25 protein-coding genes are annotated in these 23,243 nt (G+C 64.5%); 11 read left to right on the top strand and 14 right to left on the bottom strand.

What is annotated here, in order from left to right; all coding sequences use genetic code 11:
* Window positions 1-358 precede the first annotated feature (358 nt).
* Both IWX88_RS10935 and IWX88_RS10930 read right to left on the bottom strand, forming a co-directional pair.
* A complete protein-coding gene (locus IWX88_RS10935) occupies window positions 359-1,123 on the bottom strand; it encodes a GntR family transcriptional regulator (RefSeq protein WP_196830261.1) in 765 nt (254 codons plus the stop codon).
* 94 nt (window positions 1,124-1,217) lie between these two features.
* Entirely contained in the window at window positions 1,218-2,054 is an 837-nt protein-coding gene (locus IWX88_RS10930; protein WP_196830258.1) for an exodeoxyribonuclease III, read from the bottom strand.
* A 98-nt stretch (window positions 2,055-2,152) separates the two neighbouring features.
* Between IWX88_RS10930 and pyrE the strand changes: the two genes are divergently transcribed.
* Both pyrE and IWX88_RS10920 read left to right on the top strand, forming a co-directional pair.
* Window positions 2,153-2,704: an orotate phosphoribosyltransferase gene (pyrE, locus tag IWX88_RS10925; protein WP_196830256.1), complete on the top strand. Its 552-nt coding sequence runs from the start codon at window positions 2,153-2,155 to the stop codon at window positions 2,702-2,704.
* Between the two features lie 11 nt (window positions 2,705-2,715).
* Complete coding sequence (locus tag IWX88_RS10920; RefSeq protein ID WP_196830254.1) at window positions 2,716-3,777, top strand: hypothetical protein; 1,062 nt, start codon at window positions 2,716-2,718, stop codon at window positions 3,775-3,777.
* 76 nt (window positions 3,778-3,853) lie between these two features.
* Here the strand turns inward: IWX88_RS10920 and IWX88_RS10915 are convergent, their stop codons facing one another.
* Complete coding sequence (locus tag IWX88_RS10915) at window positions 3,854-4,654, bottom strand: HAD-IIA family hydrolase (protein ID WP_196830252.1); 801 nt, start codon at window positions 4,652-4,654, stop codon at window positions 3,854-3,856.
* Between the two features lie 33 nt (window positions 4,655-4,687).
* On the opposite strand from IWX88_RS10915, the gene IWX88_RS10910 reads away from it, so the two are divergent.
* Both IWX88_RS10910 and IWX88_RS10905 read left to right on the top strand, forming a co-directional pair.
* Complete coding sequence (locus IWX88_RS10910) at window positions 4,688-4,858, top strand: hypothetical protein (protein WP_196830250.1); 171 nt, start codon at window positions 4,688-4,690, stop codon at window positions 4,856-4,858.
* Between the two features lie 76 nt (window positions 4,859-4,934).
* Window positions 4,935-5,597 carry a TrmH family RNA methyltransferase gene (locus tag IWX88_RS10905; RefSeq protein ID WP_370568321.1) on the top strand — a complete coding sequence of 221 codons (663 nt, stop codon included), beginning with the start codon at window positions 4,935-4,937 and terminating at the stop codon, window positions 5,595-5,597.
* 366 nt (window positions 5,598-5,963) lie between these two features.
* On the opposite strand, the gene IWX88_RS14280 is transcribed toward IWX88_RS10905, so the two are convergent.
* Genes IWX88_RS14280 through IWX88_RS10890 form a run of 3 tightly spaced genes read right to left on the bottom strand, consistent with a single transcriptional unit; the run spans window position 5,964 to window position 9,255 of the window.
* Complete coding sequence (locus IWX88_RS14280; RefSeq protein WP_196830247.1) at window positions 5,964-7,871, bottom strand: YhgE/Pip family protein; 1,908 nt, start codon at window positions 7,869-7,871, stop codon at window positions 5,964-5,966.
* Entirely contained in the window at window positions 7,868-8,569 is a 702-nt protein-coding gene (locus tag IWX88_RS10895; protein ID WP_196830245.1) for a hypothetical protein, read from the bottom strand. Before IWX88_RS10895 ends, IWX88_RS14280 begins: the two co-directional genes overlap by 4 nt.
* Window positions 8,569-9,255, bottom strand: coding sequence for a TetR/AcrR family transcriptional regulator (locus IWX88_RS10890; protein ID WP_196830243.1), 687 nt, complete (start codon window positions 9,253-9,255; stop codon window positions 8,569-8,571). Before IWX88_RS10890 ends, IWX88_RS10895 begins: the two co-directional genes overlap by 1 nt.
* Window positions 9,256-9,408: 153 nt before the next feature.
* Here IWX88_RS10890 and IWX88_RS10885 point away from each other — a divergent pair, with 153 nt between their 5' ends.
* On the top strand, window positions 9,409-10,698 hold the full coding sequence (locus IWX88_RS10885; RefSeq protein WP_196830241.1) for an adenylosuccinate synthase: 1,290 nt from the start codon (window positions 9,409-9,411) through the stop codon (window positions 10,696-10,698).
* 108 nt (window positions 10,699-10,806) lie between these two features.
* Here the strand turns inward: IWX88_RS10885 and IWX88_RS10880 are convergent, their stop codons facing one another.
* Window positions 10,807-11,415, bottom strand: coding sequence for a maleylpyruvate isomerase family mycothiol-dependent enzyme (locus tag IWX88_RS10880; RefSeq protein WP_196830239.1), 609 nt, complete (start codon window positions 11,413-11,415; stop codon window positions 10,807-10,809).
* 65 nt (window positions 11,416-11,480) lie between these two features.
* Between IWX88_RS10880 and IWX88_RS10875 the strand changes: the two genes are divergently transcribed.
* The 3 genes from IWX88_RS10875 (at window position 11,481) to IWX88_RS10865 (ending at window position 13,005) form a co-directional block, all read left to right on the top strand.
* Window positions 11,481-12,128, top strand: coding sequence for a GNAT family N-acetyltransferase (locus IWX88_RS10875; protein ID WP_196830237.1), 648 nt, complete (start codon window positions 11,481-11,483; stop codon window positions 12,126-12,128).
* A gap of 89 nt (window positions 12,129-12,217) precedes the next feature.
* Window positions 12,218-12,637, top strand: coding sequence for an organic hydroperoxide resistance protein (locus IWX88_RS10870; RefSeq protein ID WP_196830235.1), 420 nt, complete (start codon window positions 12,218-12,220; stop codon window positions 12,635-12,637).
* A 50-nt stretch (window positions 12,638-12,687) separates the two neighbouring features.
* Complete coding sequence (locus IWX88_RS10865) at window positions 12,688-13,005, top strand: chorismate mutase (RefSeq protein ID WP_196830233.1); 318 nt, start codon at window positions 12,688-12,690, stop codon at window positions 13,003-13,005.
* Window positions 13,006-13,113: 108 nt separating this feature from the next.
* On the opposite strand, the gene IWX88_RS10860 is transcribed toward IWX88_RS10865, so the two are convergent.
* Both IWX88_RS10860 and purL read right to left on the bottom strand, forming a co-directional pair.
* The gene (locus tag IWX88_RS10860; RefSeq protein WP_196830230.1) at window positions 13,114-14,025 is read right to left on the bottom strand and encodes a hypothetical protein; all 912 of its coding nucleotides are present in this window, start codon (window positions 14,023-14,025) and stop codon (window positions 13,114-13,116) included.
* Window positions 14,026-14,157: 132 nt separating this feature from the next.
* A complete protein-coding gene (gene purL, locus IWX88_RS10855; RefSeq protein ID WP_370568320.1) occupies window positions 14,158-16,698 on the bottom strand; it encodes a phosphoribosylformylglycinamidine synthase subunit PurL in 2,541 nt (846 codons plus the stop codon).
* 183 nt (window positions 16,699-16,881) lie between these two features.
* Here purL and IWX88_RS10850 point away from each other — a divergent pair, with 183 nt between their 5' ends.
* A complete protein-coding gene (locus IWX88_RS10850; protein WP_370568319.1) occupies window positions 16,882-17,724 on the top strand; it encodes a type II CAAX prenyl endopeptidase Rce1 family protein in 843 nt (280 codons plus the stop codon).
* Window positions 17,725-17,832: 108 nt separating this feature from the next.
* Here the strand turns inward: IWX88_RS10850 and IWX88_RS10845 are convergent, their stop codons facing one another.
* Genes IWX88_RS10845 through purS form a run of 3 tightly spaced genes read right to left on the bottom strand, consistent with a single transcriptional unit; the run spans window position 17,833 to window position 19,285 of the window.
* Entirely contained in the window at window positions 17,833-18,318 is a 486-nt protein-coding gene (locus IWX88_RS10845) for a DUF3817 domain-containing protein (RefSeq protein ID WP_196830228.1), read from the bottom strand.
* Window positions 18,319-18,326: 8 nt separating this feature from the next.
* Window positions 18,327-19,028 carry a phosphoribosylformylglycinamidine synthase subunit PurQ gene (gene purQ / locus IWX88_RS10840; RefSeq protein WP_196830226.1) on the bottom strand — a complete coding sequence of 234 codons (702 nt, stop codon included), beginning with the start codon at window positions 19,026-19,028 and terminating at the stop codon, window positions 18,327-18,329.
* Window positions 19,025-19,285, bottom strand: coding sequence for a phosphoribosylformylglycinamidine synthase subunit PurS (gene purS, locus IWX88_RS10835; protein WP_196830224.1), 261 nt, complete (start codon window positions 19,283-19,285; stop codon window positions 19,025-19,027). The genes purQ and purS overlap by 4 nt, the downstream gene beginning before the upstream one ends.
* Window positions 19,286-19,400: 115 nt before the next feature.
* On the opposite strand from purS, the gene IWX88_RS10830 reads away from it, so the two are divergent.
* Entirely contained in the window at window positions 19,401-20,552 is a 1,152-nt protein-coding gene (locus IWX88_RS10830; RefSeq protein WP_196830222.1) for an AI-2E family transporter, read from the top strand.
* Here IWX88_RS10830 and IWX88_RS10825 read toward each other — a convergent pair.
* Both IWX88_RS10825 and IWX88_RS10820 read right to left on the bottom strand, forming a co-directional pair.
* On the bottom strand, window positions 20,538-21,305 hold the full coding sequence (locus tag IWX88_RS10825) for an SGNH/GDSL hydrolase family protein (protein WP_196830220.1): 768 nt from the start codon (window positions 21,303-21,305) through the stop codon (window positions 20,538-20,540). The two genes, IWX88_RS10830 and IWX88_RS10825, sit on opposite strands and share 15 nt — an antisense overlap.
* A 56-nt stretch (window positions 21,306-21,361) precedes the next feature.
* Complete coding sequence (locus tag IWX88_RS10820; protein WP_196830597.1) at window positions 21,362-22,195, bottom strand: VOC family protein; 834 nt, start codon at window positions 22,193-22,195, stop codon at window positions 21,362-21,364.
* Between the two features lie 170 nt (window positions 22,196-22,365).
* On the opposite strand from IWX88_RS10820, the gene IWX88_RS10815 reads away from it, so the two are divergent.
* Window positions 22,366-23,211 carry a DUF4397 domain-containing protein gene (locus IWX88_RS10815; protein ID WP_196830218.1) on the top strand — a complete coding sequence of 282 codons (846 nt, stop codon included), beginning with the start codon at window positions 22,366-22,368 and terminating at the stop codon, window positions 23,209-23,211.
* The last annotated feature ends 32 nt before the right edge of the window (window positions 23,212-23,243 follow it).

Raw genomic sequence — 23,243 nt, 5'->3', positions numbered from 1 at the left:
GAAAAGGACGCTGGATGCGTCCTCTTCGAGATTAGCTGCACAATCGCGCCGTTTGGTTGTCCCGGGCGCGGAAAAGTTGCACATGAGCGGGGGTTCCACGCACGTCTCTTGCGGGCACTGCCCTACCGGAAAAAGACATCAGCGGACCGGTCATTCGGGCGACCGGTCCGCTGGATCGCCTGGGTAAGGGGCGAAATGACGTGAGATTCGCCGTCATCACTCGATTCGGGGAAATCAAGGGGGTAATCCGAGCGACGAAACCGCATCCGTACTTTCATACATGAGACAAAGTACCAGTATATTGGTCCTCCAAAAGGGGGACAGCTCCCCCCAGTTCGGGGCTTAATCGATATACCGTTTACTGGCTATCCGCGGCGGCCTCCAGCGCGGCAGTGGGTACGGAGATGAGGCCGAGCATCCGCAGCGCTCCCTGCGCCGCGGAGCGGTCGTGGTCGCAGGCCGCATCGATCAGTCGCTGTTGGGACTCGCTCAGAGCACGGAAGTCGATGAATTCCGGCAGGTATAGGCTGCCGAGCTGAACGAGGTGTACCACCGAGGTGATCCCGCGCACGAGCGCCGGATTAGCAGACAGGGTCACCAGGTGATGAAAAAATTTTGCATTGGCCATGGCGATCTTCTGCGGAAGCAACTCCGCAGTGTGCTGCTCTGTCAGCCCAGCATTTTGCTCCAGATCGGCTTGTGTACTCCGATCGAGCAGCCGGTTTGCGTATCCGAGGAAGAGCGCGTGATCGTCGCGCATCTCACTCAGCAGCTCCGGGGTGACGAGCGGCATCACCTCGTTGACCAGTGCGCTGTACAGGGCGACCCAGACGATCATTGCATCCGCCGTCTGTTTCGGGCTCACCAGGGCGACGCGGGTGAAGCGGCTCGCGGATGCCTCGACAATACCGATCTCGCGCAGGCGTTGAAGCGCTTCGCGCACCGGTGTGCGGGACACGCCGAGTTGCCCAGCGAGCTCCGAGTCGCTGATGCGCTGGCCGGGAAGTAAGCGCCCCTCGTGGACCGCGGACAGCACGCGATCAAACACGAGGTTCACCACCGCGCTCGTTGCGAAAGACGAGGCGTCTTCGTCGTCGGCTTCGATCATCGGAGGGTCACTCACCGTCTCGACCCTAGAGGAGCCAGCATGAGATCTACAGGGTACTTTTCTCCCGCGCCGCTCGCCCGCGCTGTTCGGCCGTGCCAGGAGGGCATCCCTAAAAAATCATGGGTCGATCGTCGTCGTCTTCCACGTCGAGACCGAGGTCGACGACCACGGGCACATGGTCGCTCGGCCCATCACCCTTGCGTTCGTTGCGGTGGATGCTCGCCGCTGTTACCAGTTGGGCGAAGGCGGACGATCCGAGTATGAAGTCGATGCGCATCCCCTCGTTGCGAGGGAAGCGGAGCTGCTGGTAGTCCCAGAAAGTGAATCCATCCGGCACACGGGGACGCACGACATCCGCCAGCCCGATCGTCTCGAACTGCGCGAAAGCCGCGCGTTCTCGGGCAGAGGTGTGGGTGCTGTGTGCGAAGTCCCACGCGGGCCAGACATCGGTATCGAGGGGGGCGACGTTCCAGTCGCCCATCAGCGCGAGCGGGGTGTCGGGATTCTCGGCAAGCCAGGTTGTCGTGTCGCCGGCGAGTTGCGATAGCCACTCCAGCTTGTAGTCGAGGTGCGGATCGTCGAGGCTGCGTCCGTTCGGCACGTAGAGACTCCACAGGCGCACGCCTTCCACCGTGACGGCCATTGCCCGGGCCTCGAGCGGTGGCCCACCCTCAACTTCGGTCTTGCTGAATCCGGGGGCGGAAGGGAATCCGAGCTGTACGTCGTCCATCGGCAGCCGACTGGCGAAGGCGACGCCGTTCCACTGGTTGAGCCCGTGCAGCTGTACCTCATAGCCCGCCTCTTCGAAGAGCTCGAACGGAAACTGATTCTCCCTGCACTTGATCTCCTGCATGCCGAGAACGTCGATGTCTTCCCGCCCGAGCCAGTCGACCACGCGGGCGGCCCGCGTTCGGATGGAGTTCACATTCCAGGTAGCAACACGCATGGGACCACTTTAATCGCTCGCCTCGGCCAGCAGGTTCGGCCAGCAGACTGTGCCTCCCGGAATCGGTTCAACAAAATCCGCCAAGTAAGATCGGGGCCGTGAACGACGCCAGGCAGCAGCTCATCGACTACATCTGTGAGGGAGCCGTGTTTCACGGCGACTTCACTCTCACGAGTGGCAAGAAAGCCACGTATTACGTGGACTTGCGCAAGGTGAGCCTCGATCACCGGGTCGCCCCACTCATCGGCCGGGTGATGCTCGACCTGATTGCGGATGTCGCGGATGTCGCCGCCGTCGGAGGAATGACCATGGGGGCTGACCCGATTGCGGCCGCCGTGCTGCACCAGGGCGCCGCCCGAGGGCTGTCTTACGACGCCTTTGTCGTGCGCAAGGAGCCGAAGGATCACGGCCGCGGTCGCCAGGTCGAGGGTCCGGATCTCACCGGCAAGCGCGTGATCGTGCTCGAAGACACCTCGACGACCGGGGGATCCCCACTCGCCGCAATCGAGGCGCTCAAGAAGGTGGGGGCAGAGATCGCCGCCGTTGCTGTCGTCGTCGACCGTGACACGGGAGCACGCGAGGTGATCGAGGCTGCAGGCTATCCGTATTTCGCTGCTATCGGTCTCTCTGACCTCGGCCTCTCGAAGTAGCACATCACCTCATGGCGGCGGGTAACGACACGGGACCTCACCCACTCACTTCACCCTTCGACTGGGGTCTTGGCAGTGCGGATATGCCGGATGCTGCCCCGCTCGTGCCCGCCATCCCCACCACGACTCCAGCGGTGTATCGCCCGGAGCCCTACTTCACCTCGGACTCGGACGGCCACTCAGACGACGACCCTGATGCCGACTCGGATGCCGACCCTGCGGCGTCCACCGACTCCTTCGCCGCCTCGTCGACTGCCCTGCCCATCGATTCACACACTGCCTCACCCATCGATTCACTCTTCGGCGAAACGCAGTTCAAGGACTACGAGGGCGAACCACTGGTAGGTCCGCCACCGCCGGGGCTCAATCCGTTTGCCGGAATTTTTGCGGGTGCGCCAGATGGCGCTGCGCTGTCGGCATCCACTGATTCCCCGGTCATTGACGAGCGCACCACCTCGACCGCATTACCGCGGCGCAGGCGACGTGCTGCGTTCTCGAAGAATGAGGGGCTGTTGTTCTGGCTTGCGGGTGGAGCGATCGCACTGCTTGTGCTGGTGGTGCTGTTTGTCATCGGCACGAAGATTGCCGAGGTGCCGACGACTGTCGGGGCCTCGACGAGCGCGACGCCGAACCTCTCGCCGTCAGTATCACCATCGGCAGCCTCGACCTCGGGCACAACCGGCCCGGTTGCTGTGGGAATCCACCTGTGGAGTGACTTGCGCGGGGGCGAATGTGTCGATCCGTACTCGAGTGCATTCGATCTCAGATTCACCGTGGTGGCCTGTGGCGCACCGCATCCGGCCCAGATGGTGTTCCGCGGCACCTTTCCCGGCGAGCAGAACGCGACATACCCCGGGCTCGAATCGCTTCAGTCCCAAATCAACCTGCTGTGCTCGGCACCCGGGGTGATCGACCTTCAGACTGCGGGTGCGTACAGCGATATTCAGTTTCAGGCGTCGTATGCCGCGACGTCTGACGAGTGGACCGCGGGTCAGCACGACTACTTCTGCTTCGTAAAACGCGCCGGCGGTGAGGCTATTACCGGCAGTGTGGCCGGCACACCGGTCAAGTAGTGTCGCTGGCCGCTGGCCGCGGTTGGACTGATCGCGCCGGGGGTGGATCGCGCGCGGGGGTCGGCGTACAGTCGGTTCAGATTTCGTCGGACTCGATCGGCTCTTGCTCGAGCAGGTCTGCGACGCTGTTGAGAATTTCATCCGGGCGAAATGGATATTTGTCGATCTCCGCCTGGTTGCTGATGCCGGTAAGCACGAGAATCGTGTGCAGCCCGGCCTCGATCCCGGCAATGATGTCGGTGTCCATGCGATCGCCGATCATGCCGGTGTTCTCCGAATGGGCGCCGATCTTATTCATGGCCGAGCGAAACATCATCGGGTTCGGCTTGCCAACAACGTAGGGCTCCCTGCCGGTGGCCTTCGTGATGAGAGCGGCGACGGCCCCGGTCGCCGGCAATGGTCCGTCGGCACTTGGGCCCGTGGCATCCGGATTCGTCACGATGAAGCGCGACCCGGCGACGATGAGTCGGATGGCCTTGGTGATCGCCTCAAAGGAGTAGTTGCGGGTCTCGCCGATCACCACGTAGTCGGGCGCGGTCTCGGTCATGATGAAACCGGCTTCGTGAAGCGCGGTCGTGATGCCAGCCTCGCCGATCACGAACGCCGAGCCGCCGGGCGCCTGCGAGGCGAGAAAATCGGCGGTGGCCAAGGCTGAGGTCCAAATGCGGTCCTCTGGCACGTCGAGCCCGGATGCCTTCAGTCGCGCGCTCAGGTCGCGCGGTGTGAAGATCGAGTTGTTGGTGAGCACGAGGTATGGCTTACCCTGGTCGCGCCACTGCTTGAGTAGATCCGATGCCCCGGGCACGGGATGATTCTCATGGACGAGAACGCCGTCCATGTCGGTGAGCCAGCATTCGATTTCACTGCGGTCCGTCATGGGGCAATAGTACCGAGCGCGAGTAGCCTCCTCATGAACGGCCTCCCAATGCTGAGGCTCGCAATGCTGAGCCTCCCGCTGCTGAGCCTCCCGCTGCTGAGCCGCGCAATGCTGAGGCTCCCGCTGCTGAGCCGAATAGGGTTTGGTGCTTTTGCCGCGCCGTGCTGGTGGCTGTGCCTACTCACCGCCGCGCTGCTGGGGTAGCGGCAGTCTCGATACGGCCGCTGTCGCCAGGCGTTAGCTGTGGGGCCCGATCAGTGCAGCGGCTACCCTGAAAGGCGTGCCAACAGAACCGCCAGCAGACCCGCCAGCAGACCCGCCAGCCCCGAGCGTCGAACTCACCACTTATGGCGTCGGCCCATGGAAAGGCCCGATGCCGACCGAGCCGTTCTACGATCCGGCGCTGCTCGAGAAGGGGGACTCGCGCAACGTCGTCGATCGTTACCGCTATTGGACGATGGAGGCGATCGTCGCGGATCTCGATCTCACGCGACATCCGTTCCATGTGGCGATCGAGAACTGGCAGCACGACATGAACATCGGATCGATCGTGCGCAGCGCCAACGCATTCGGCGCCGATACGGTGCACATCATCGGCCGCAAGCGCTGGAATAAGCGCGGCGCTATGGTCACCGACCGCTATCAGCATGTGATGTATCACCCGGATGTCTCGAGTTTCGCGCTCTGGGCGGCGGATGCTTCGCTGCCGGTGATTGCGGTCGACAATGTGCCCGGATCGGTGATCATCGAGACCTTCGAGTTTGCGCCAGCCTGCATCCTGCTGTTCGGGCAGGAGGGTCCGGGACTCAGCGAAGAGGCCATCACCTGCGCGACATCCATCGTCGAAATCAGCCAGTTCGGCTCCACCCGCAGCCTCAATGCATCCGCTGCTGCGGCAGTGGCCATGCACTCCTGGGTTGTGCAGCACGCGACATTCGGCTGAGGCTCCGGGCACGGGCAGCTTGACGCGAACTGGCTCGGGCTCGGGCACTGGCTCGGGCAGGTACTTGCGCAGACGCACGCGCATGCGCTTGCGCTCGGGCAGGCGCACGCGCTGATGAATGCACGTACTCACGGGATGCCCCGGCTTCGTGCGCCGGGGTGCCCGCCGCAGTGGTGCCCTCCATAGTGGTGCCCTCCACAATCGTGCATTCCGTAATCGTGCATTCCGTAATCGACGTGGTAATCGTTGCGACTTTGGCGCCTTAGAACCCGCAACGTCTACCAAGTCGATTTGTTGAGGAGTGCGGCGCGAGAGTACGCGGGTGGCCACGCGGGTGGGTGACCGGCCACACGCATCCGCTCGCCGTTACGCCCCGATCGGTGACGGACGCAGCTCCCGCAGGATGCGGAATCGGCCCTGACGCATCGCGCCGAGCACCGAGACCGCGAGTGAGCCCATCATCCAGAGCAGCAGTGGCAGGATCGATGACCAGACGCTCGCGCTCAGTCCGCCGTACATAAGCTGGCGGATCCCATCCACGGCATGACTCATCGGCAGCGCCTGGTGCAGAGCGGCGAGCGGACCGGGAAGGGTCTGCCACGGGAAAGTGCCGCCCGCGGTAACCAGCTGCACCACCATGAAGACGAGCGCGAGAAACTGCCCGACGCTGCCGAGCAGCACGTTGAGCGCCAATACGATGGCCGCGAAAGTCATCGCGACGAAGGCCATGAAGGCGACAAGCCCGATCGGGTTGGCCACCGGCAAGTGGAGGGCGAGCGTCACCAGGGCGAAGAGCGCGACCATCTGCACGATTCCGAGCAGCGCAGGGGTGAGCCATCCCGCCAGGGTGGTGCGGATGGGACGGCGCACGGCGGTCAGCGCCCGACGGGATAGCGGACGCACCAGCAGAAAAAGAGCATAGATGCCGATCCACGATGCCAGGGCAAGGAAGAAGGGAGCGAGCCCGGCGCCATAGTTGGCCGCCTGCGTGATGGCGCTGTGCTTCACGGAGACCGGGTTGGCGATGAGGTGCGCCGTGGCTTGTCTGCCGGCCAGGGTGGTTACCGGCACCTTCGTCACAGCGTCGAAGAGGGACGCCTCGAGGGTCGCGGATCCGCTCGCCAGCTCCGCAGCGCCAGTATTGAGAGCGGATGCCCCGCTCGAGAGCATGCCTGCCCCGCTCGACAGTTGCGCCGCCCCGGCCGCGGCGGAGTGCACCGCGGAGGCGAGAACCGGTGCAGATGAACTGAGCGCTGCCGTGCCGCTGGCAAGCTTGGCCGACCCTGCCGCAGCCGCCGTGAGGCGTGGCACCAGTTGCGTGCCGATGCCTGCGGAGACCTGCTCGGTGGCTGTGGCGAGCCCGGCGAGCTGGGCGGTGACCTGCGCGATCTCCGCCGGAGTCGCTCCCGCGAGCGTGAGAGCACCGATGATCCGTTGCTGCTCAGCGGACTGGGGCGCCAGGCTCGCCGCGACGGCCGCGCCCGACTTCAGCGCGCTGGCCGCTTGGGCTCCGGCCGCCAACCCACTCGCAAGCGATGCTGCTCCGCTGCTCAGCTGAGCGGCAGCGGATGGCAGGCCCGAAGCTGTAGCGTCGAGCTGCGCAAGACCGCTCGACAGTGACGCTGCCCCACCCGCGAGCGAGGAGCTACCCGAGCTCAGCGCTGCTGCACCGCTCGCGGCCGTGGCCGCGCCATCCGCCAGACTGCCCGCACCTTTGTCGGCTCTCACCAGACCGTCACGGATAGTGCCGCCCGCGCCAAGCAGTGAAACGGATGCTGCCGCCCCGACCTGCTTCGCGATCTCGACCCGCACGGCCTCAGCCGCCTGCTTCGCAATTGTGGTGGAGAGGTAGCTGTTGGTGTCGTCGGTGGTGAGCTGCAGTCGCGCTGACCGGGGAGTGTCGCCCGATGCTGAAGCGAGGCGGCTGGAGAAGTCAGAGGGGAAAGTGATGCCGAAGTCATAGGTGCCGTCCTTCACACCGGCGGTCGCCTGTGCCGCGGTCACCGTGATCCAGCCGAACCGTTTATCGCTCAGCAGGGACTTCGCAGCGGTCTCGCCATAGTTGATGGCGGTGCCGTCGACAGTGGTGCCGGTGTCTTCAACAACGAGTGCGGCTGGCACCTTGTCGAGGCTCGAATAGGGATCCTGGTTGCCCCAGAGGTAGAGGCCGCCGTAGACGAGAGGCACGGTCATGAGCGCGATGAGCGAGGCGATGCCCATTCGGCTCGAGGTGAGGCGTGCGAATTCGGCGCGGACGAGAGGGTAGATCTTCACGACGGAGCGCTTTCAGGAGAGAACGAGAGGGAGGGTTGGGCGGTTTCCGGTGCCGGTTCCGGCACTGGCTCCGGCACTGGTTCCGGTGCTGAGCCATCCCGGGCGCCGAGTGACACCAGAATCCCGGCCGTTGCATAGTCGGTGACGATGGCCACGGTTATGCCGCGCTCGGCGAGGGCCGCGAGCGGTCCGTACCACTGGGATGGCTCGCCGCCGTGGCGCTCCGGTGAGGTGACGATGAGGCCGTCAACTCCGTCGCGCAGCACGGCGAGCTCGCTGAGCAGGCGGATGCGATCCGCTGGCGGCAGCGCACGAACCGGCAGTGTCGCGTAGCCCGAGAGGCCATGATCGGCGAGGAAGGAACGCACTGCCCGGCCGGAGGTGGGCTGTCCGGCGAAGGAGAACTCCTCGGCCACGATCGTCTTGAGGGCGATGCCCGGTGTCGGCTCGGCAATGACCGGGGTGTCTACGAGCGCGGTGCGACGCCGCAACTGATCCGCATCATCGCGCCCATCTACGAGCACGCGCCCGGAGTCGCAGCGGAGACGTCCGGCCAGGAGCATCGACACCAGCATCGGTCGCTCATCCGTCTGCACGGCGACGACGACGGGCACCGGTCCGTCCACGATCAGGTCGAGGGCGGGAACTGCGGCACCCGGGCCGCGCCCGATGGCAGCCCGGTGCAGTTGAACGCGCATCAGCCCCGGCCCCGGGAAGTATCTTCGATGCTGGCGTTGCCCCCTGCGGCCTCCGGGTCAGCTGGCCAGTTCAGCTCCGAATGCCCATCGATGAATTCGCCGGCATCACGCCAGCCGAGGCCGATAGTCGCGAGTGTCATCAGCATGACAAGCCGCCCTCCCTCGCGGGTATCGAGCGGATGCGCCGTTGAGTCCTCGAGCACGACGAGAGCGGTGTGCTCGACCAGCCGGGCGAGTCGCTCGACCGGCAGATCACCGCGCATCGAGCCATCCGTCTGTCCCTCGATGATTGCGGTCCGAACGTTGGCGCGGATTGATCCGAGCGCTGCGGCGGTATGGAGCGCGAGCGGACCGCGCACAGCGACGACGGCCATCACGCGCACGCTCTCCACCTCGCGCCAGAGAGTCGATGCGATCAGGGCAAGACGCACCAGTGGATCGGGATGGGTCACCGACTCCACGGCGGATGCCACGCGGCGCGCACCCGCGGTCACGAGTTCGAGCTGCAACTCTTCCCGATTGGCGAAGTGCCCGTACACCGAGCGACGACTGAGGCCGGCCTCCGCTGCCACTGCTTCGAGGGACGCACCCGGGTCGAGATTGAACACGATCCGGGCGGCGGCGAGTAGCGATACGCGATTCGCTGCGGCATCGCGACGCGGAAGGCGTTTCGCAGGGGAACTCATTGCTTCAGTGTAATAATTTGCACAGGCGTGTGCAAGTTATGGCATGCGGTCCCGCAGAGCGATGCAGGCCAGAGTTCGCGCACGCGTGGACCCTGCGAAATCTCAGGAATTGGTAGGATTGGGGCTCATCCCCGTTAGACGTAAGGATTCGCCATGCCCGCGATTGTCTTGATCGGCGCCCAGTGGGGCGATGAGGGCAAGGGTAAGGCCACCGACCTTCTCGGTCCCCGCGTCGACTACGTCGTCAAGTTCAATGGCGGCAATAACGCCGGGCACACTGTCGTTGTCGGCACAGAGAAGTACGCCCTGCACCTTCTGCCGTCGGGGATCCTGAGTCCCGGTGTCATCCCGGTCATCGCCAACGGTGTTGTGGTCGACATTGCAGTGCTGTTCGAGGAGCTCGATGCCCTGAGCAGCCGCGGAGTGGATGTCTCGCGACTGCTGGTCAGCGCGAATGCCCACATCATCACGCAGTATCACCGCACCCTCGACAAGGTGACCGAACGCTTTCTCGGTAAGCGGCAGATCGGAACCACAGGCCGGGGAATCGGGCCGGCATACGCGGACAAGATCAATCGCGTCGGCATCCGCATCCAGGATCTGTTCGACGAGAACATTCTTCGCCAGAAGGTCGAAGGCGCCCTCGATGCCAAGAATCACCTGCTGGTGAAGATTTACAACCGTCGGGCGATCAGCGTCGATGAGATCGTCGATGATCTGCTGCAGTGCGCAGAGCGTCTTCGCCCAATGGTCGCCGATACCGGCCTGATCCTCAGCCAGGCTCTCGATGCCGGCAAGACGGTTCTATTCGAGGGCGGCCAGGCGACGATGCTGGATGTCGACCACGGAACGTACCCGTTCGTGACGTCGTCGAACTCGACCAGTGGCGGTGCGGCGACCGGATCGGGTGTCGCGGCCAACCGGATGCAGCGGGTCATCGCCGTCGTCAAGGCGTACACGACCCGAGTTGGGTCAGGACCGTTCCCCACCGAGCTGCACGAGGAACCGGGAGAATTCCTCCGAACGAATGGTGCCGAGTTCGGGACAACAACCGGGCGCCCGCGTCGTTGTGGCTGGTATGACGCCCCAGTCGCCCGCTACTCGGCACGCATCAACGGTGTCACCGACTTCGTGCTCACAAAGCTCGACGTGCTCACCGGGCTCGAAACGATCCCGGTCTGTGTTGCCTACGACATCGACGGTGTTCGCGTCGAGCAAGTGCCGGTGTCGCAGTCGGACTTCCACCACGCCGTCCCGATCTACGAGGAGTTCCCCGGCTGGACCGAAGACATCACGGGCGTGCGAATATTTGCGGACCTGCCGAAAAACGCGCAGGACTATGTGCTCGCGCTCGAAGCGATGAGTGGTGCGCGAATTTCCGCGATCGGGGTAGGTCCAGACCGCGAAGCCATAGTGGTGCGCCACGACCTCCTGACCTCCTGACCCCACATCCCCGTCCCCACGTCACCCCCACAGGTCAACTGTCAAAGAATGTCGTCCGGCACGCGATTAGGCGGCCTTCTTTGACAGCTGATCTGGGGTATTCCGGGGTCACACGACGCTGAAGCCCTCGGGCATTGGGCGGCGTCCCGTGAGCGCGAGCAGGACATCCTCACCCGATCCTCGACGAGAGGCCACTGCCGCGGCGAGAGTGACGGCATCCTCCACTGCAGAGTCGGGAAGGGAATGGGCGAGTCCGGTTGCCCGCGAGAGATCGATGGTGTGAACCACCAGCTCGAAGACCCGGGTTCGCAGATACTCGGGGAGCCGGATGCCCATTCCTCCGATTGACACGATGCGGTCTGACGGCTGCGACTCTATGACGTCAGTGGCCCGTTCAAGCGCCGACGAGACCTGTGCCACCGGATGCTCACCCAGCCACTCGCCGGCCTCAACACCGCGGGCGGCGACTGCCGAATCATCCGTGAACGCGAGGTAGGCGGTCGAGTAATAGGCCTCCGCTGTCGCGATCGTCACGTCTCCCGGCTCATCCTGCAGCAGGTAATTCTCCACGGTGAGGATGGCACGGGCGGTGTGTCCGGCGAGGCTACGCACCGTCCACGCCCCAAGTCCGGGCGCCGACCACTGATCATCGCTGATCTCGCCGAGCAGGTGCACGAACGCGCCGGCGGAGCTCAGGAATAGTGTGGTCTTGGTCACGCCTGCAATTATTCACCACTGATGGCCTTTCGAAATCGCACCTTTGCCCTGTCAGACTGGAGCGCATGACCGCGACCCGTCCCGAGGCCACCGATGTTTCCGGCCGATTCGTGCGCCTCGAGCGTTTGCGTCGCGAGCACCTCCCCGCGCTCGGAGCGGCGATCGGGCATCCCGTTGTCTTTGCCGGGGGTTTCGGTGGTGGGTCTGCCGCCTACCGTGATTCTCCAGCGGGCTTCATTGAGTGGGCCGAGAGCTTCTTCCGGTGGGACGACTGCAACCCCTATGCGATTTTCCTGGTGGGCGGGCCACACGATCGTGAGCTCGTGGGCACGACGACACTTGCGGACTTCGACCTGGCGCGCGAGGCCGCCCATCTTGGCTGGACCGCCTACGATCCGCGAGTCTGGGGTACCGCTGTGAACGCCGAGGTCAAGCTTCTGTTGCTCGGGATCGCCTTCGACTGCGGATTCGGCCGAGTAAAAATCCAAGCGGATGCCCTCAACGAGCGTTCGTGCGCGGCCATCGCTGGCCTCGGTGCAACCTTCGAGGGCATTGTGCGCCGGGATCTCCTTCGCGCCGACGGCAGCTGGCGCAACAGCGCGGTCTACTCCATAATCCGTGATGACTGGCCGCGGGTGCGAACCGGGCTCGAGCAGCGACTTGAGCGTCACGGGGATCGCCCGGTGCTCTTCCGCACGCGCTCGATGACGTAGCTCTCTTGTGCGCCGAGCCCATCCGCACGTGCTCGATGACGTAGGGCGGTGCTCGGATAACGCCCAGAATTAGATGGTCGGCTGAAGCCATGGAAATTTCATATACCGCAATCGCCCACGCTACCGGGGGTGGCCGCGACGGTCATGTTCGTTCGGAAGATGACCGGCTCGACTTCGACACCCGGCCACCGAAGGAACTCGGTGGCAGCGGTGAGGGCACGAATCCCGAACAACTCTTTGCTGCCGGATTCTCCGCCTGCTTCCTCAGCGCCATCCATGTCGTCGGGCGGTCGTTGCAGCTTGACACCAACGATTCGGCCGTCTCGGCAAGTGTAAGTATCGGCAATGACGGCTATGAGGGATTCGGTCTGGCCGTCGAGCTCGACATCTACACGCCCCGTGTACCGGCTGAGCGTCGCCAGGAAATCGCGGATGCCGCCCACCGGGTCTGCCCCTACTCCAACGCCACCCGGGGCAACATCGACGTTACGCTCACGTTGGTCGACTGAGCACGAGGCGCTGGCGGGTAGTCGCGGTCTCTGGCGGGTACCCTCGAATCATGCCTGACTCTCTCGATCCCGCCGCCCAGCTCTTGAGCCTTCGCCAGAGCATCGACAACGTAGACGCCGCTCTCGTGCATCTCCTCGCCGAGCGATTCAAGTTCACCCAGCAGGTGGGGCGGCTCAAGGCATCCAGTGGACTGCCGGCGGCGGACCCGGGGCGCGAACTCGAGCAGATCACCAAGCTCAAGGCGTTGGCATCCGAGTCGCATCTCGATCCCGCCTTCGGTGAAAAATTTCTCAACTTCATCATCGCCGAGGTCATCCACCAGCACGAGCAGATCGCCAGCACCGGAGCAATAGCCACTCAGGCCTGAGCCCAATCCCGCTCGATCCTCAGCTCAACTGTCAAAGAATGTCGCCTAACTGGTCGCCAGGCGACATTCTTTGACAGTTGAACTTGCAAGTTTGGAGTGGGACGGGGGTCAGCCGCGCCAGCCGGCCGCCGTCAGGGCCGTGTGCACTTTGCCTAGCAGGGTCGCGCGCGCCGCCATCAGCTGCTTGTCGACGCGGATGACCCGCCATCGCTCCTCCATCAGCCCGTCAAGACGCGCGATATCCACATGAAATTGATGTTCCTGGCGGTGCACAGCGCCGTCATACTCGAGCAGTACCCGGTATTCCGGGAAGGCGAGATCGCCATGTGCGATCAACGCCCCGAACCGGTTGTAGATTTTGTGGTTCACGACCGGCTCCGGAAAACCGGCTCGAATGACGATGAGTCGAAGCATCGTCTCGCGCGCCGAATCGGTGCGGGCCCGCAGGTGCAGCAGAGCTTCACGCAAATTGGTCACGCCGGGGCGGTGGCCCCAGGCGTCAATCGTCGACACTAATTCGGCCCTGGATGCGAGAGGATGCTCCCGCTGCAGGAGCCCGTCGCCCATCACGATCAACTCGTCCAGCTGGAGAACGGCCGCAAGCTGGCACCATGTGTCGACGGCGGAGCTCACCCGCAGACCGTCCGGTAACGTCTCGATCCGCGCACTCGGCATCAGCTGGTGACCACGGATGCCGCGGAGCCGGGGAAGACGTGCGGGCGCGAGCACCGCGACATCCAGAATTAATGGCAGATGACGCTCGGGCAGGCGAAGGCCGAGCAGGGTCGCGGCGGTCAGATGGCTGAAGAACTGGTCGGATGCTAGCCTGACGGCAAACGCATGGGCAAGGGTGCTGATGCTCGGAGTCACTGCCGTCGCCGCGGCCACCCGCACCGCGAAGAATGGCGCCGCGAGGTCCGATCCGCGCAGCCGTCGCTTTGTCACGCCAGCACTTACCGCCTCGGGCACTGTGAACACACGCTCAGACAGGCTCGGGGGAATAGCTCGGTGGCGCGACATCCCCCCACTGTGCCCGCTCCCGCAAAAATGCCGCCAAAACTATCCCCAGCCCTGCCGATCAACGGTCAAAGAGTGTCGCCTAACGCACTGTCAGGCGACACTCTTTGACCGTTGATCGGCAGGGTTTTGGGACTAGTGGCCTACTACTGGGCCGAAGTGCTCAGCTAGCGTGCCGCGGTGGGTGGCGCGCAACTCGTCGAGAGTGATGACGAAGTGGTCTTGCACGTCGAGAGTCGCGCCCGCAGGTGCGCCGCGTTCCGCATCCGTAGACGTAGATACAGACGTAGACGTAGACGCATCCGTAGACGTAGACGCAGACGTAGACGCATCCGTAGACGTAGATACAGACGTAGACGTAGACGCATCCGTAGACGCAGACGTAGACGTAGACGCAGACGTAGACGCATCCGCAGCCGCATCCGCAGACGCGCCGAAGCCGCCGCCATCCGTCACGCCGACGCGCAGGGCTGGCACACCGCGCCCCTCGCACAGCCCGATGAAGCGCACGTCGTCTTCGCGCGGCACCGAGACGATCGCTCGCGCACCCGACTCGCTGAACAGGGCGGCCGTCGCATCCACTCCGTCGCGCTCCATGAGCTCCGTGATCCACAGCCGGGCGCCTACACCGAAGCGCAGAATCGACTCGGAGACGGCCTGGATGAGCCCACCGTCTGAGAGGTCGTGCGCGGAGGCGATGATGTTCTGCTTCGAGCCCGACTTGATGAGCCCGGCGAGTGCCTGTTCGGCGGCGAAGTCCACGAGGGGCGGACGACCGCCGAGATGGGAGTGGATGACTCCCGCCCAGGCGGATCCGTCGAGCTCGTCGCGCGTGGTGCCGAGCAGGTAGATGTTGTTGCCCTCGTCCTGCCAGCCGCTCGGGATGCGGTCCGCGACATCGTTGATCACTCCGAGCACAGCCACGACCGGGGTCGGATGGATCGGCACGTCACCGGTCTGGTTGTAGAACGACACGTTGCCGCCGGTGACGGGAATCTCGAGCTCGAGGCATCCGTCCGCCAGCCCTTCGACGGCCTGCGAGAACTGCCACATCACCTCGGGGTTCTCCGGCGAGCCGAAGTTGAGGCAGTCGGAGACGGCGACCGGGGTTGCTCCGGTGACGGCCACATTGCGGAAGGCCTCAGCGAGGGCGAGTTGGGCCCCACGGTAGGGGTCGAGGTAGGCGTAACGGCCGTTGGCATCGGTGGCAACGGCGAATCCGAGGCCGCTGCCTTCGTCGATGCGCACCATGCCGCCGTCATCCGGGAACGAGAGCGCGGTGTTGCCCATGACATAGCGGTCGTACTGGTTGGTGATCCACTCTTTCGAGGCGAGGTTGCCGCTGCCGAGAAGAGCGATCGCCTGCTCCCTCAAGAGGGTGGATGTCGCGGCGCGGGCCAGCGACGATGACGAGTCTGCCTGCAGGGCATCCTGCCAGGTCGGGTAGGCGACTTCTCGCTCGTACACCGGGCCGTCGACCGCGACGGTGCGTGGCAGCACATTGACGATCTCTTCGCCGTGCCAGTGGATGATGAGGCGGCCGGTGTCGGTCACCTCGCCGAGTACGGAGGTCTCGACATCCCACTTCTCGACCACAGCGAGGAAACCGGCAAGCTTCTCGGGCGTCACGATCGCCATCATGCGCTCCTGGCTCTCGGACATCAGAATCCCTTCTGCCGTGAGGGTGGGGTCGCGAAGCAGCACCTTCTCGAGTTCGATGAACATTCCGCCGTCGCCGTTGGAGGCGAGCTCCGACGTGGCGCAGCTGATGCCGGCGGCCCCCAGATCCTGGATGCCCTCGACCAGCTCCTGCTGGAACAGCTCGAGGCAGCACTCGATGAGCACCTTTTCGGCGAAGGGGTCACCCACCTGCACGGCGGGTCGCTTGGTCGGGCCGCCCGCAGAGAAGGAGTCAGAGGCGAGGATGGATGCTCCGCCGATGCCATCTCCGCCGGTGCGGGCTCCGAACAGCACGACTTTGTTGCCCACGCCGCGGGCATTCGCGAGGTGCAGATCTTCATGGCGTAGCACTCCGACGGCAAGCGCGTTGACGAGCGGATTCGCCTGATAGACGGAGTCGAACCAGGTCTCCCCGCCGATATTCGGCAGGCCGAGGCAGTTGCCGTAAAACGAGATTCCGGCGACGACACCGTGCACGACACGGGCTGTGTCGGGGTCATCGATCGCGCCGAAGCGCAGCGCATCCATCACCGCGACCGGGCGCGCGCCCATCGAGATGATGTCGCGCACGATTCCCCCGACGCCGGTCGCGGCACCCTGGAATGGCTCGATGTAGGACGGATGGTTGTGGCTCTCGATCTTGAAGGTCACGGCCCAACCCTGGCCCACATCCACGACGCCCGCATTCTCGCCCATGCCCACCATGAGGTTGGTGCGCATCTTCTCGGTGGTCTTGTCGCCGAACTGCCGCAGATAGATTTTTGACGACTTGTAGGAGCAGTGCTCGCTCCACATCACCGAGTACATCGCGAGTTCACCGCTCGTTGGCCGCCGCCCGAGAATCTCGCGGATCGACAGGTACTCTGCCTCCTTGAGCCCGAGGGCCGCGTAGGGCTGCTCCCTGTGGGGAGTCACCTCGGCATTCGACACGGTGTCGGCGACGCTGGTCGAGCCAGCAGTGGCAGAAGTGGCGGCAGGAATTGCTGGGGTAGTCACGGGCGAAAGTGCTCCTGGGTCGAGGGAGTGCCGGATGTGACAATTCTACCGGGCGAGCGCTTTGGCGCGGCCCGTGCGGCATCCGCGAGACAGCAGCAGCAACAGAAAAAGTAACAGCAGCAACAGCAGCGGCACATGCACCCGCCACGCAGCCGCAGCCTCCCGGGAACCTAAACTGGGCAGGTGACCTCGATCGGCACGTCCACCGAATCCCCGGTGCGGCGCGCCGTCAGCTGGGGGCTGATCCCGGCCGTCATCCTGTGCTCGTCTGCCCTCTTTCTCTTCTCGCTGCGGATGCCGCTGATCGGTTACCCGATGGTCGCGATCGGGCTCGGCCTCGCCTGGCTTTTCGACCGGCGCGGTCTCACCGTCGGCATGGCGAAGGATTTTCTGCTCATCGCAATCGGCCTGGTGATCGTGAGTTCGATGTCGGTCAAGGCCGATATCGGCTGGGTCAACTTCTTCCTGCTCGGCTTCGTGCTGGCGTCTGCGGTTGCGGTGCCATACCTCATCTCGCGCTATGTTTTCCGGCAGCACATCATCCGGTTTCCGTGGAAGGGCATGTGGCCCTGGACGCCGCTGCAGTGGAGCTACCTTGTGCTCGTGCTCGCCCTCGGCTGGCTGATTCTGCCGTTCTACTTCATCACCTCAGGCGCCTACCTCAACTGGCCGGTCGTTACGGCACCGGATGAGATCGGCCGCCTGTTCGTCGGCGTCAACTTCGTGGGCACCTGGGACGAACTCTTCTTCATCTGCACGGTGTTCGTGCTGCTGAAACGCCACTTTCCCATGTGGCAGGCCAACCTGCTGCAGGCAATCGTCTTCGTGTCATTCCTGTGGGAGCTTGGCTACCAGTCGTGGGGGCCGCTGCTCACCATCCCGTTTGCGCTGCTGCAGGGCTACACCTTCACCATCACCCGATCGCTCACCTACGTGCTCGCCGTGCACCTGCTGTTCGACCTCGTGGTGTTTCTGGTGATCGTGCACGCGAGAAACCCCGGAATGATCCCGTTCTTCCTGGTCTGAACCGGCCTGGTCTGAACCAGCCTGGTCTGAACCGGCCTGGTCTGAACCGGCCTGGTCTGAACCAGCCTGGTCTGAACCGGCCTGGTCTGAACCGGCTCAGAGAAGCGCTCAGTGCGAACCGGGCGGCCCGACGATCAGCAGCACACTGAACACGACGACGACACCGCAGCCGACGATAGCGCCCAGGGCGAGCGGATGCCGCAGCAGCATCCGCAGGGCGCGATCGGGCAGGCGATGGTCGCGTGCGTCATCCGTCGCAGCCAGGCGGAACGCCCCCGCCAGTCGCCCGCTGCGCGTCAACCACAGCTCGACCGGGATCGTGGCGTAGGGAATCACTGCACTACCGATCGCCGTCGCGGCCACCTTCAGCGACCAGCGCTGGTTCAAGCCGACGATGAGGGCCGTTGCCGCATAGGCAAGAAAGACGAAGCCGTGAACGCCGCCGCCGACGCTCACCGCGATGTCGAGTTCGAGGGTCGCTCGAAGCACAAGGCCGGTGATCAGCAGCGTCCAGGTGATCGCCTCCGCGATCGCTAGTCCACGGAAGAGACTGAGCGGGGTGACGGTGGGCTGCGCGTGCGCGGGGGAGGTCACGACCAGCGTCAGGCGGCAGCAACCAGGGACGCGATTGCGCTCGCGAAGACGGCGAGCCCATCAGTGCCATTGCGCATGGCAAGGGCGGTGTCCGGGCCGAAACCCTCTTCGGTCGCGTGCTCCGGATGCGGCATCAAGCCGACGACATTGCCGCGGGCATTCGAGATGCCGGCGATGTCGTTCAGCGATCCGTTGGGGTTGACGCCGAGATAGCGGAAGACGACACGGCCCTCGCCCTCGAGCCGCGCGATCGTCGCGGCGTCGGCGATGAAGCCGCCCTCGCCATTTTTCAGCGGGATGGTGATCTCGGCCCCGGTGGGAAACTGGTTGGTCCAGGCCGTCGAGGTGTTCTCGACGCGAAGCTTCTGGTCGCGACAGATGAACCCGCCGTGGTCGTTGCGGATGAGTCCACCCTCGAGCAGGTGTGCCTCGGTGAGCATCTGGAACCCGTTGCAGATGCCGAGCACCGGCATCCCCTTGGCTGCCGCTTCGATGACCTCGGCCATGATCGGGGAGAGCGAGGCGATGGCGCCACAGCGCAGGTAGTCGCCGTAGCTGAAGCCGCCGGGCAGCACGATCGCGTCGACGCCCTCGAGCGAGTGCGAACCGTGCCAGAGAGCCACCGGGGTTGCGCCAGCGAGGCGCACCGCACGCTGGGCATCACGGTCGTCGAGCGAGCCGGGAAAAGTGATGACACCGATGGATGTCATGCGCTGGCGGGCGCGGGGTGCACCGAAATCGACACCACGTCTTCGATCACGGAGTTGGAGAACATGTCATCCGCGAGTTTCGTGACCTCGGCGAGCACGGCATCCGTTACTTCATCCACTGTCACCTCAAACCGCTTACCGATACGGACCCCGGAGATATCGGAGATTCCGAGGCGGTGCAGAGCGCCTGCGACGGCCTTGCCCTGGGGGTCGAGAAGCTCGGGCTTCGGCATGACCTCGACGACGATTACGGGCACGAGACACTCCAAGAGTTCGTCTGCGGGTGAATTTTTCCAGCCTACCGGAGTGCGCGGATCCGACCTCCCGCACAGCTCCCGTGCCGCAGTGACAGGTGATCGGTACGCTCGATGCATGTTCACCAAGAAGAAGGCCAGCCCTCCCGCACCCAGCGCTCGCCCTCCGATGCCACTGTGGAACGACAGCTTCGGACGTCTTGCGCAGCGCTCGGGGCAGGCGCTGCTCGTGCTCTCCATTGCGGTGATCATCGTGTTTGCCGCGACCAGGGTGCAGCTCGTGGTGGTGCCGGTGCTGATCGCGCTGATCGTGGCATCCGCGTTCCGTCCGGTGGTTCGCCTGCTGGAGAAGCGGATGCCGCGGGTCGCCGCCGCGATCATCTCGCTGCTTGCCGGGGTGCTCGCGTTTGGCGGAGTGATCACGATCGCGGTATTCCAGGTGCAGTCGCAATTCACCACGCTGCAAAAGTCGGTGAGCTCCGGCATCACCACCATCGCCGACTTCGTGCAGAACGGTCCGATCAGTTTCGATGCGAAGCAGATCAGTGCGGTGCAGAAGACCCTTGTCGACTTCGTCACGAGCGCGCAGTTCGGATCCGGCGCGCTGGCCGGGGTATCCACAGCGGCCGAGCTCGTCACGGGGGCGGTGCTCACGGTGATCGTTCTCTTTTACTTCATGAAGGACGGTCCGATGATCTGGGCATTCCTGATCACTCCGTTTCGGTCGGTCGTGCACGCCAAGCTCCGCCGTGCGGGAAACAGTGCAGTCGAGACCCTCGGAGGCTACGTGCGGGGAACGGCGATCATCGCGCTTGTCGACGCGGTCTTTATCGGGGTGGCCATGCTGATTCTTCAGGTGCCGCTGGCAATCCCGCTGGCGATTCTCGTGTTCATCGGTGCGTTCATCCCCCTCATCGGTGCGACGGTCACTGGAATCATTGCCGCACTGGTGACGCTGGTGACGAACGACCTGACCGCGGCGATCATCGTCGTGATCGTCGTGATCGCCGTCCAACAGCTCGAGGGCAACTTCCTGTCGCCGTACGTGATGGGCAAGTCGCTCAAACTGCACGGTCTCGTCGTGCTGCTGGCCCTCACCGCCGGCACGATTCTCGGCGGAATCTTCGGCACCCTCATCTCGGTACCCGCCGCGGCGGTCGCCTGGGTGATCATCAAACATTGGAATGACCGGATGGTGCCGGAACCCGGTACCGACACCGACACTGATCCCGCTACCGCCACCGCTAAGCGGGCGTCAGCCGCGGCGTGAGTACTGGCGGCGCAGCGGTGCAAGCAGGCTGAGCGGCACGGAGTCGAGCACAAACTCCGCCCATTCCCGGTATCCGGCCGGCCCGGGGTGGAACAGATCGGGAGACCAGAACGTCGGTGTGTATGGCGGGGGTTTTGGCAGGGCAAACACCTTATCCAGGCCACGCACGGCAGCGCGGGCGGCGTCGTCGAGGCTGGCGGCGTGCAGTGCGAGATTCCAGCGCAGTGGGCCTTTCAGGCTGCGGAAGCGGTCGAACCGGGGCATCAGCGAAACCAGGAGCAGGGCATCCGGGTTCGCGGAACGCAGGCGGTGAACGATCTCGCGAACGTCCCGCGCGAAGGCGCGACGGGAGCGCAACTCGAGTGCATCATTGGCGCCGATCGTGAGAAACACCACGTCGTAGCGGTTCGTCGTTGCTTCGTCGATGAACCGCGTGAGGATATCGCGTGCGGTCGCGCCGTTCTCACCAATGGCCTGCCAGGTCGTCCCGCGGTCGAACCGATCTCCGAACTCGCGAGCGAAGCTTCCCGGGAGCGCCTCGCTCTGGCTGTCGGCCCCGACCCCGGCTGCGGTCGAATCCCCGAGCACGAGCAGGCGGATCAGGTCGGCGCCCGGCAGCGATCCAGTCCAGGGAAGTTCGGCGTCCGGCAGGCGCGGGATGCTCGCGCGCGCCATTCGCGCCTGAACCAGCAAAACGGGGGCGAGCGGTATCGCGGCAGCCCGGCTCAGGAGGTTCGGGCGAAAATTCTTCACTCCACCGATGTTAGGCCGCTCATGCCAGACGGCCTGACAGTGTGGGATGCGGCGGCTCAGGAGGGTGCTGCGGTCACGCGGATCCCATTCGCCCAGGGGTCGTCAAAGCTGAGGGTCGGCCCGTCGTGACGGGTCGGGATGCCGTGGTGTGACATCCGCTCGCCGAGAGATCCGAGGTCGTCAGCTCCGGGTACGACGATATCGACCTGGCCGAGTCCGAGCGTGCGGCCGCGGCGACCGGCCCCTACGCTGTTCCAGATGTTCATCGCCATGTGGTGGTGGTAGCCGCCCGCGCTCACAAACAGGGCGGAGTCGCCGTACATGAGGGTCTGCTCGAAGCCGAGACGGTTTACGTAGAATTCCCGGGCTGAAGCGATATCGCCCACTGCGAGGTGCACGTGACCGACGACGGCCCCGCCGAAGTTCGGAGCGGTGACGGCGGCCTCGGTGAGGTGCTCTTGCAAGAAGACATTCGGGTCGAGAAACAGCGTGGACATCTCGACCTGGCCGTACACCCAGCCCCATTCTGCACGATCGCGGTCCCAGTAGAGCTCCACCCCGTTGCCCTCGGGGTCGGTGAAGTAGAAGGCCTTGCTCACGAGGTGGTCGGAGCTGCTGGTGAAAGTGCCGGGGGCTTTCGTCGCAACCGAATAGACGGATGCCGCGAGCGCGGCCTCCGAGTCGAACAGGATCGCCGTATGGAATAGCCCGGCATCGCGCGGACTCGCCTGAACGAGCTCGGGGGCCGCCCACAGGATGATCAACGGGGTCGTGCCGCGGCCGAGGGTCACGGTGTCGGCGGTGGAGGCCAGCACGTTGAGCGCCACCGCGTCACGGTAGTAGGCGGTCATCCCGTCGAGGTCGGCGACGAGCAGGGTCACGGACCCCATCGAGGTGTCGGCGGCGAGGAGGTCAGTTGCGGTCACTCCACCGATGTTAGGCCGCCCGCACTCGGCTAATTGCCAGAAAAAAGTCGCGGTCTGCTGCATCCGTTTGCCGGTGGAGGGGGGAAGTACTAGATAAGAGCATGATCACCATGCTTCGGAACTGGAGTAGAAAAATGAAAACTCGAATCATGGCCGGCGGAGTCGCCGGTGCCTTCATACTCGCCGCGCTCGCGGTGCCGATGTCCGCTTCTGCAGCCACCAACGCACAGCTGTCGGTACTGCACGGCATTCCCGGAGTCACCGTGGATGTCTGGGTGAATGGCAAACTCACCATCGACGACTTCAAGACCGGCACCCTCGCTGGCCCGCTCAGCCTGGCGCCGGCCACCTACTCGGTAGCAATCACGGCCTCCGATGCCACTTCTGCGACGGACAAGGTCGTCATCGGCCCGGTTGACCTTCCGCTCGCGGACGGGGGCAACTACACCGCAGTCGCGCATCTCACGACCGACAACAAGCCAACGGCGACGCTGTTCACCAACGACATCTCGAAGACGGCCGCTGGTGAAGGACGACTGACAGTGCGCCACGTAGCAGCGGCTCCAGCCGTTGACGTGCTTGCTGGCAGCACCCCGGTTATCGAGGGCCTCACCAACCCGAAGGAGCAGATCCTCAACCTCGCACCGGCCACCATTTCGGCCTCTGTCGTCGCTGCGGGAACCACCACACCTGCACTCATCGGGCCGGCTGACGTGCCCGTTGTCGAAGGCCAGAACACCATCGTCTACGCCTACGGAAGCCTCGAGGGAGAGAACCTCGCCGTGGCAGTACAGACTATCACCGGACTGCATACCCCGCCGACCGGCATCCCCGCCGGACAGACCGGTGAGGCAGCACGCGCCGAGTCCACACAGCAGACCCAGTCCGCAGTTGGCATCGGAGCACTCGGATTGCTTCTCGCCGCTGCCGCTGCTGCCGTCGTGGTAGTCGCTCGCCGAAACGCCGGGTCACGCGCCTAACGGCGTTTGATCGACACAGAATCACAGAGTGA

The organism is Frigoribacterium sp. CG_9.8, from assembly GCF_015751965.1.
Classification (GTDB): domain Bacteria; phylum Actinomycetota; class Actinomycetes; order Actinomycetales; family Microbacteriaceae; genus Lacisediminihabitans.
The sequence above is the reverse complement of the archived record's forward strand: the minus strand, read 5'-3'. Positions and strand labels throughout refer to the sequence as shown.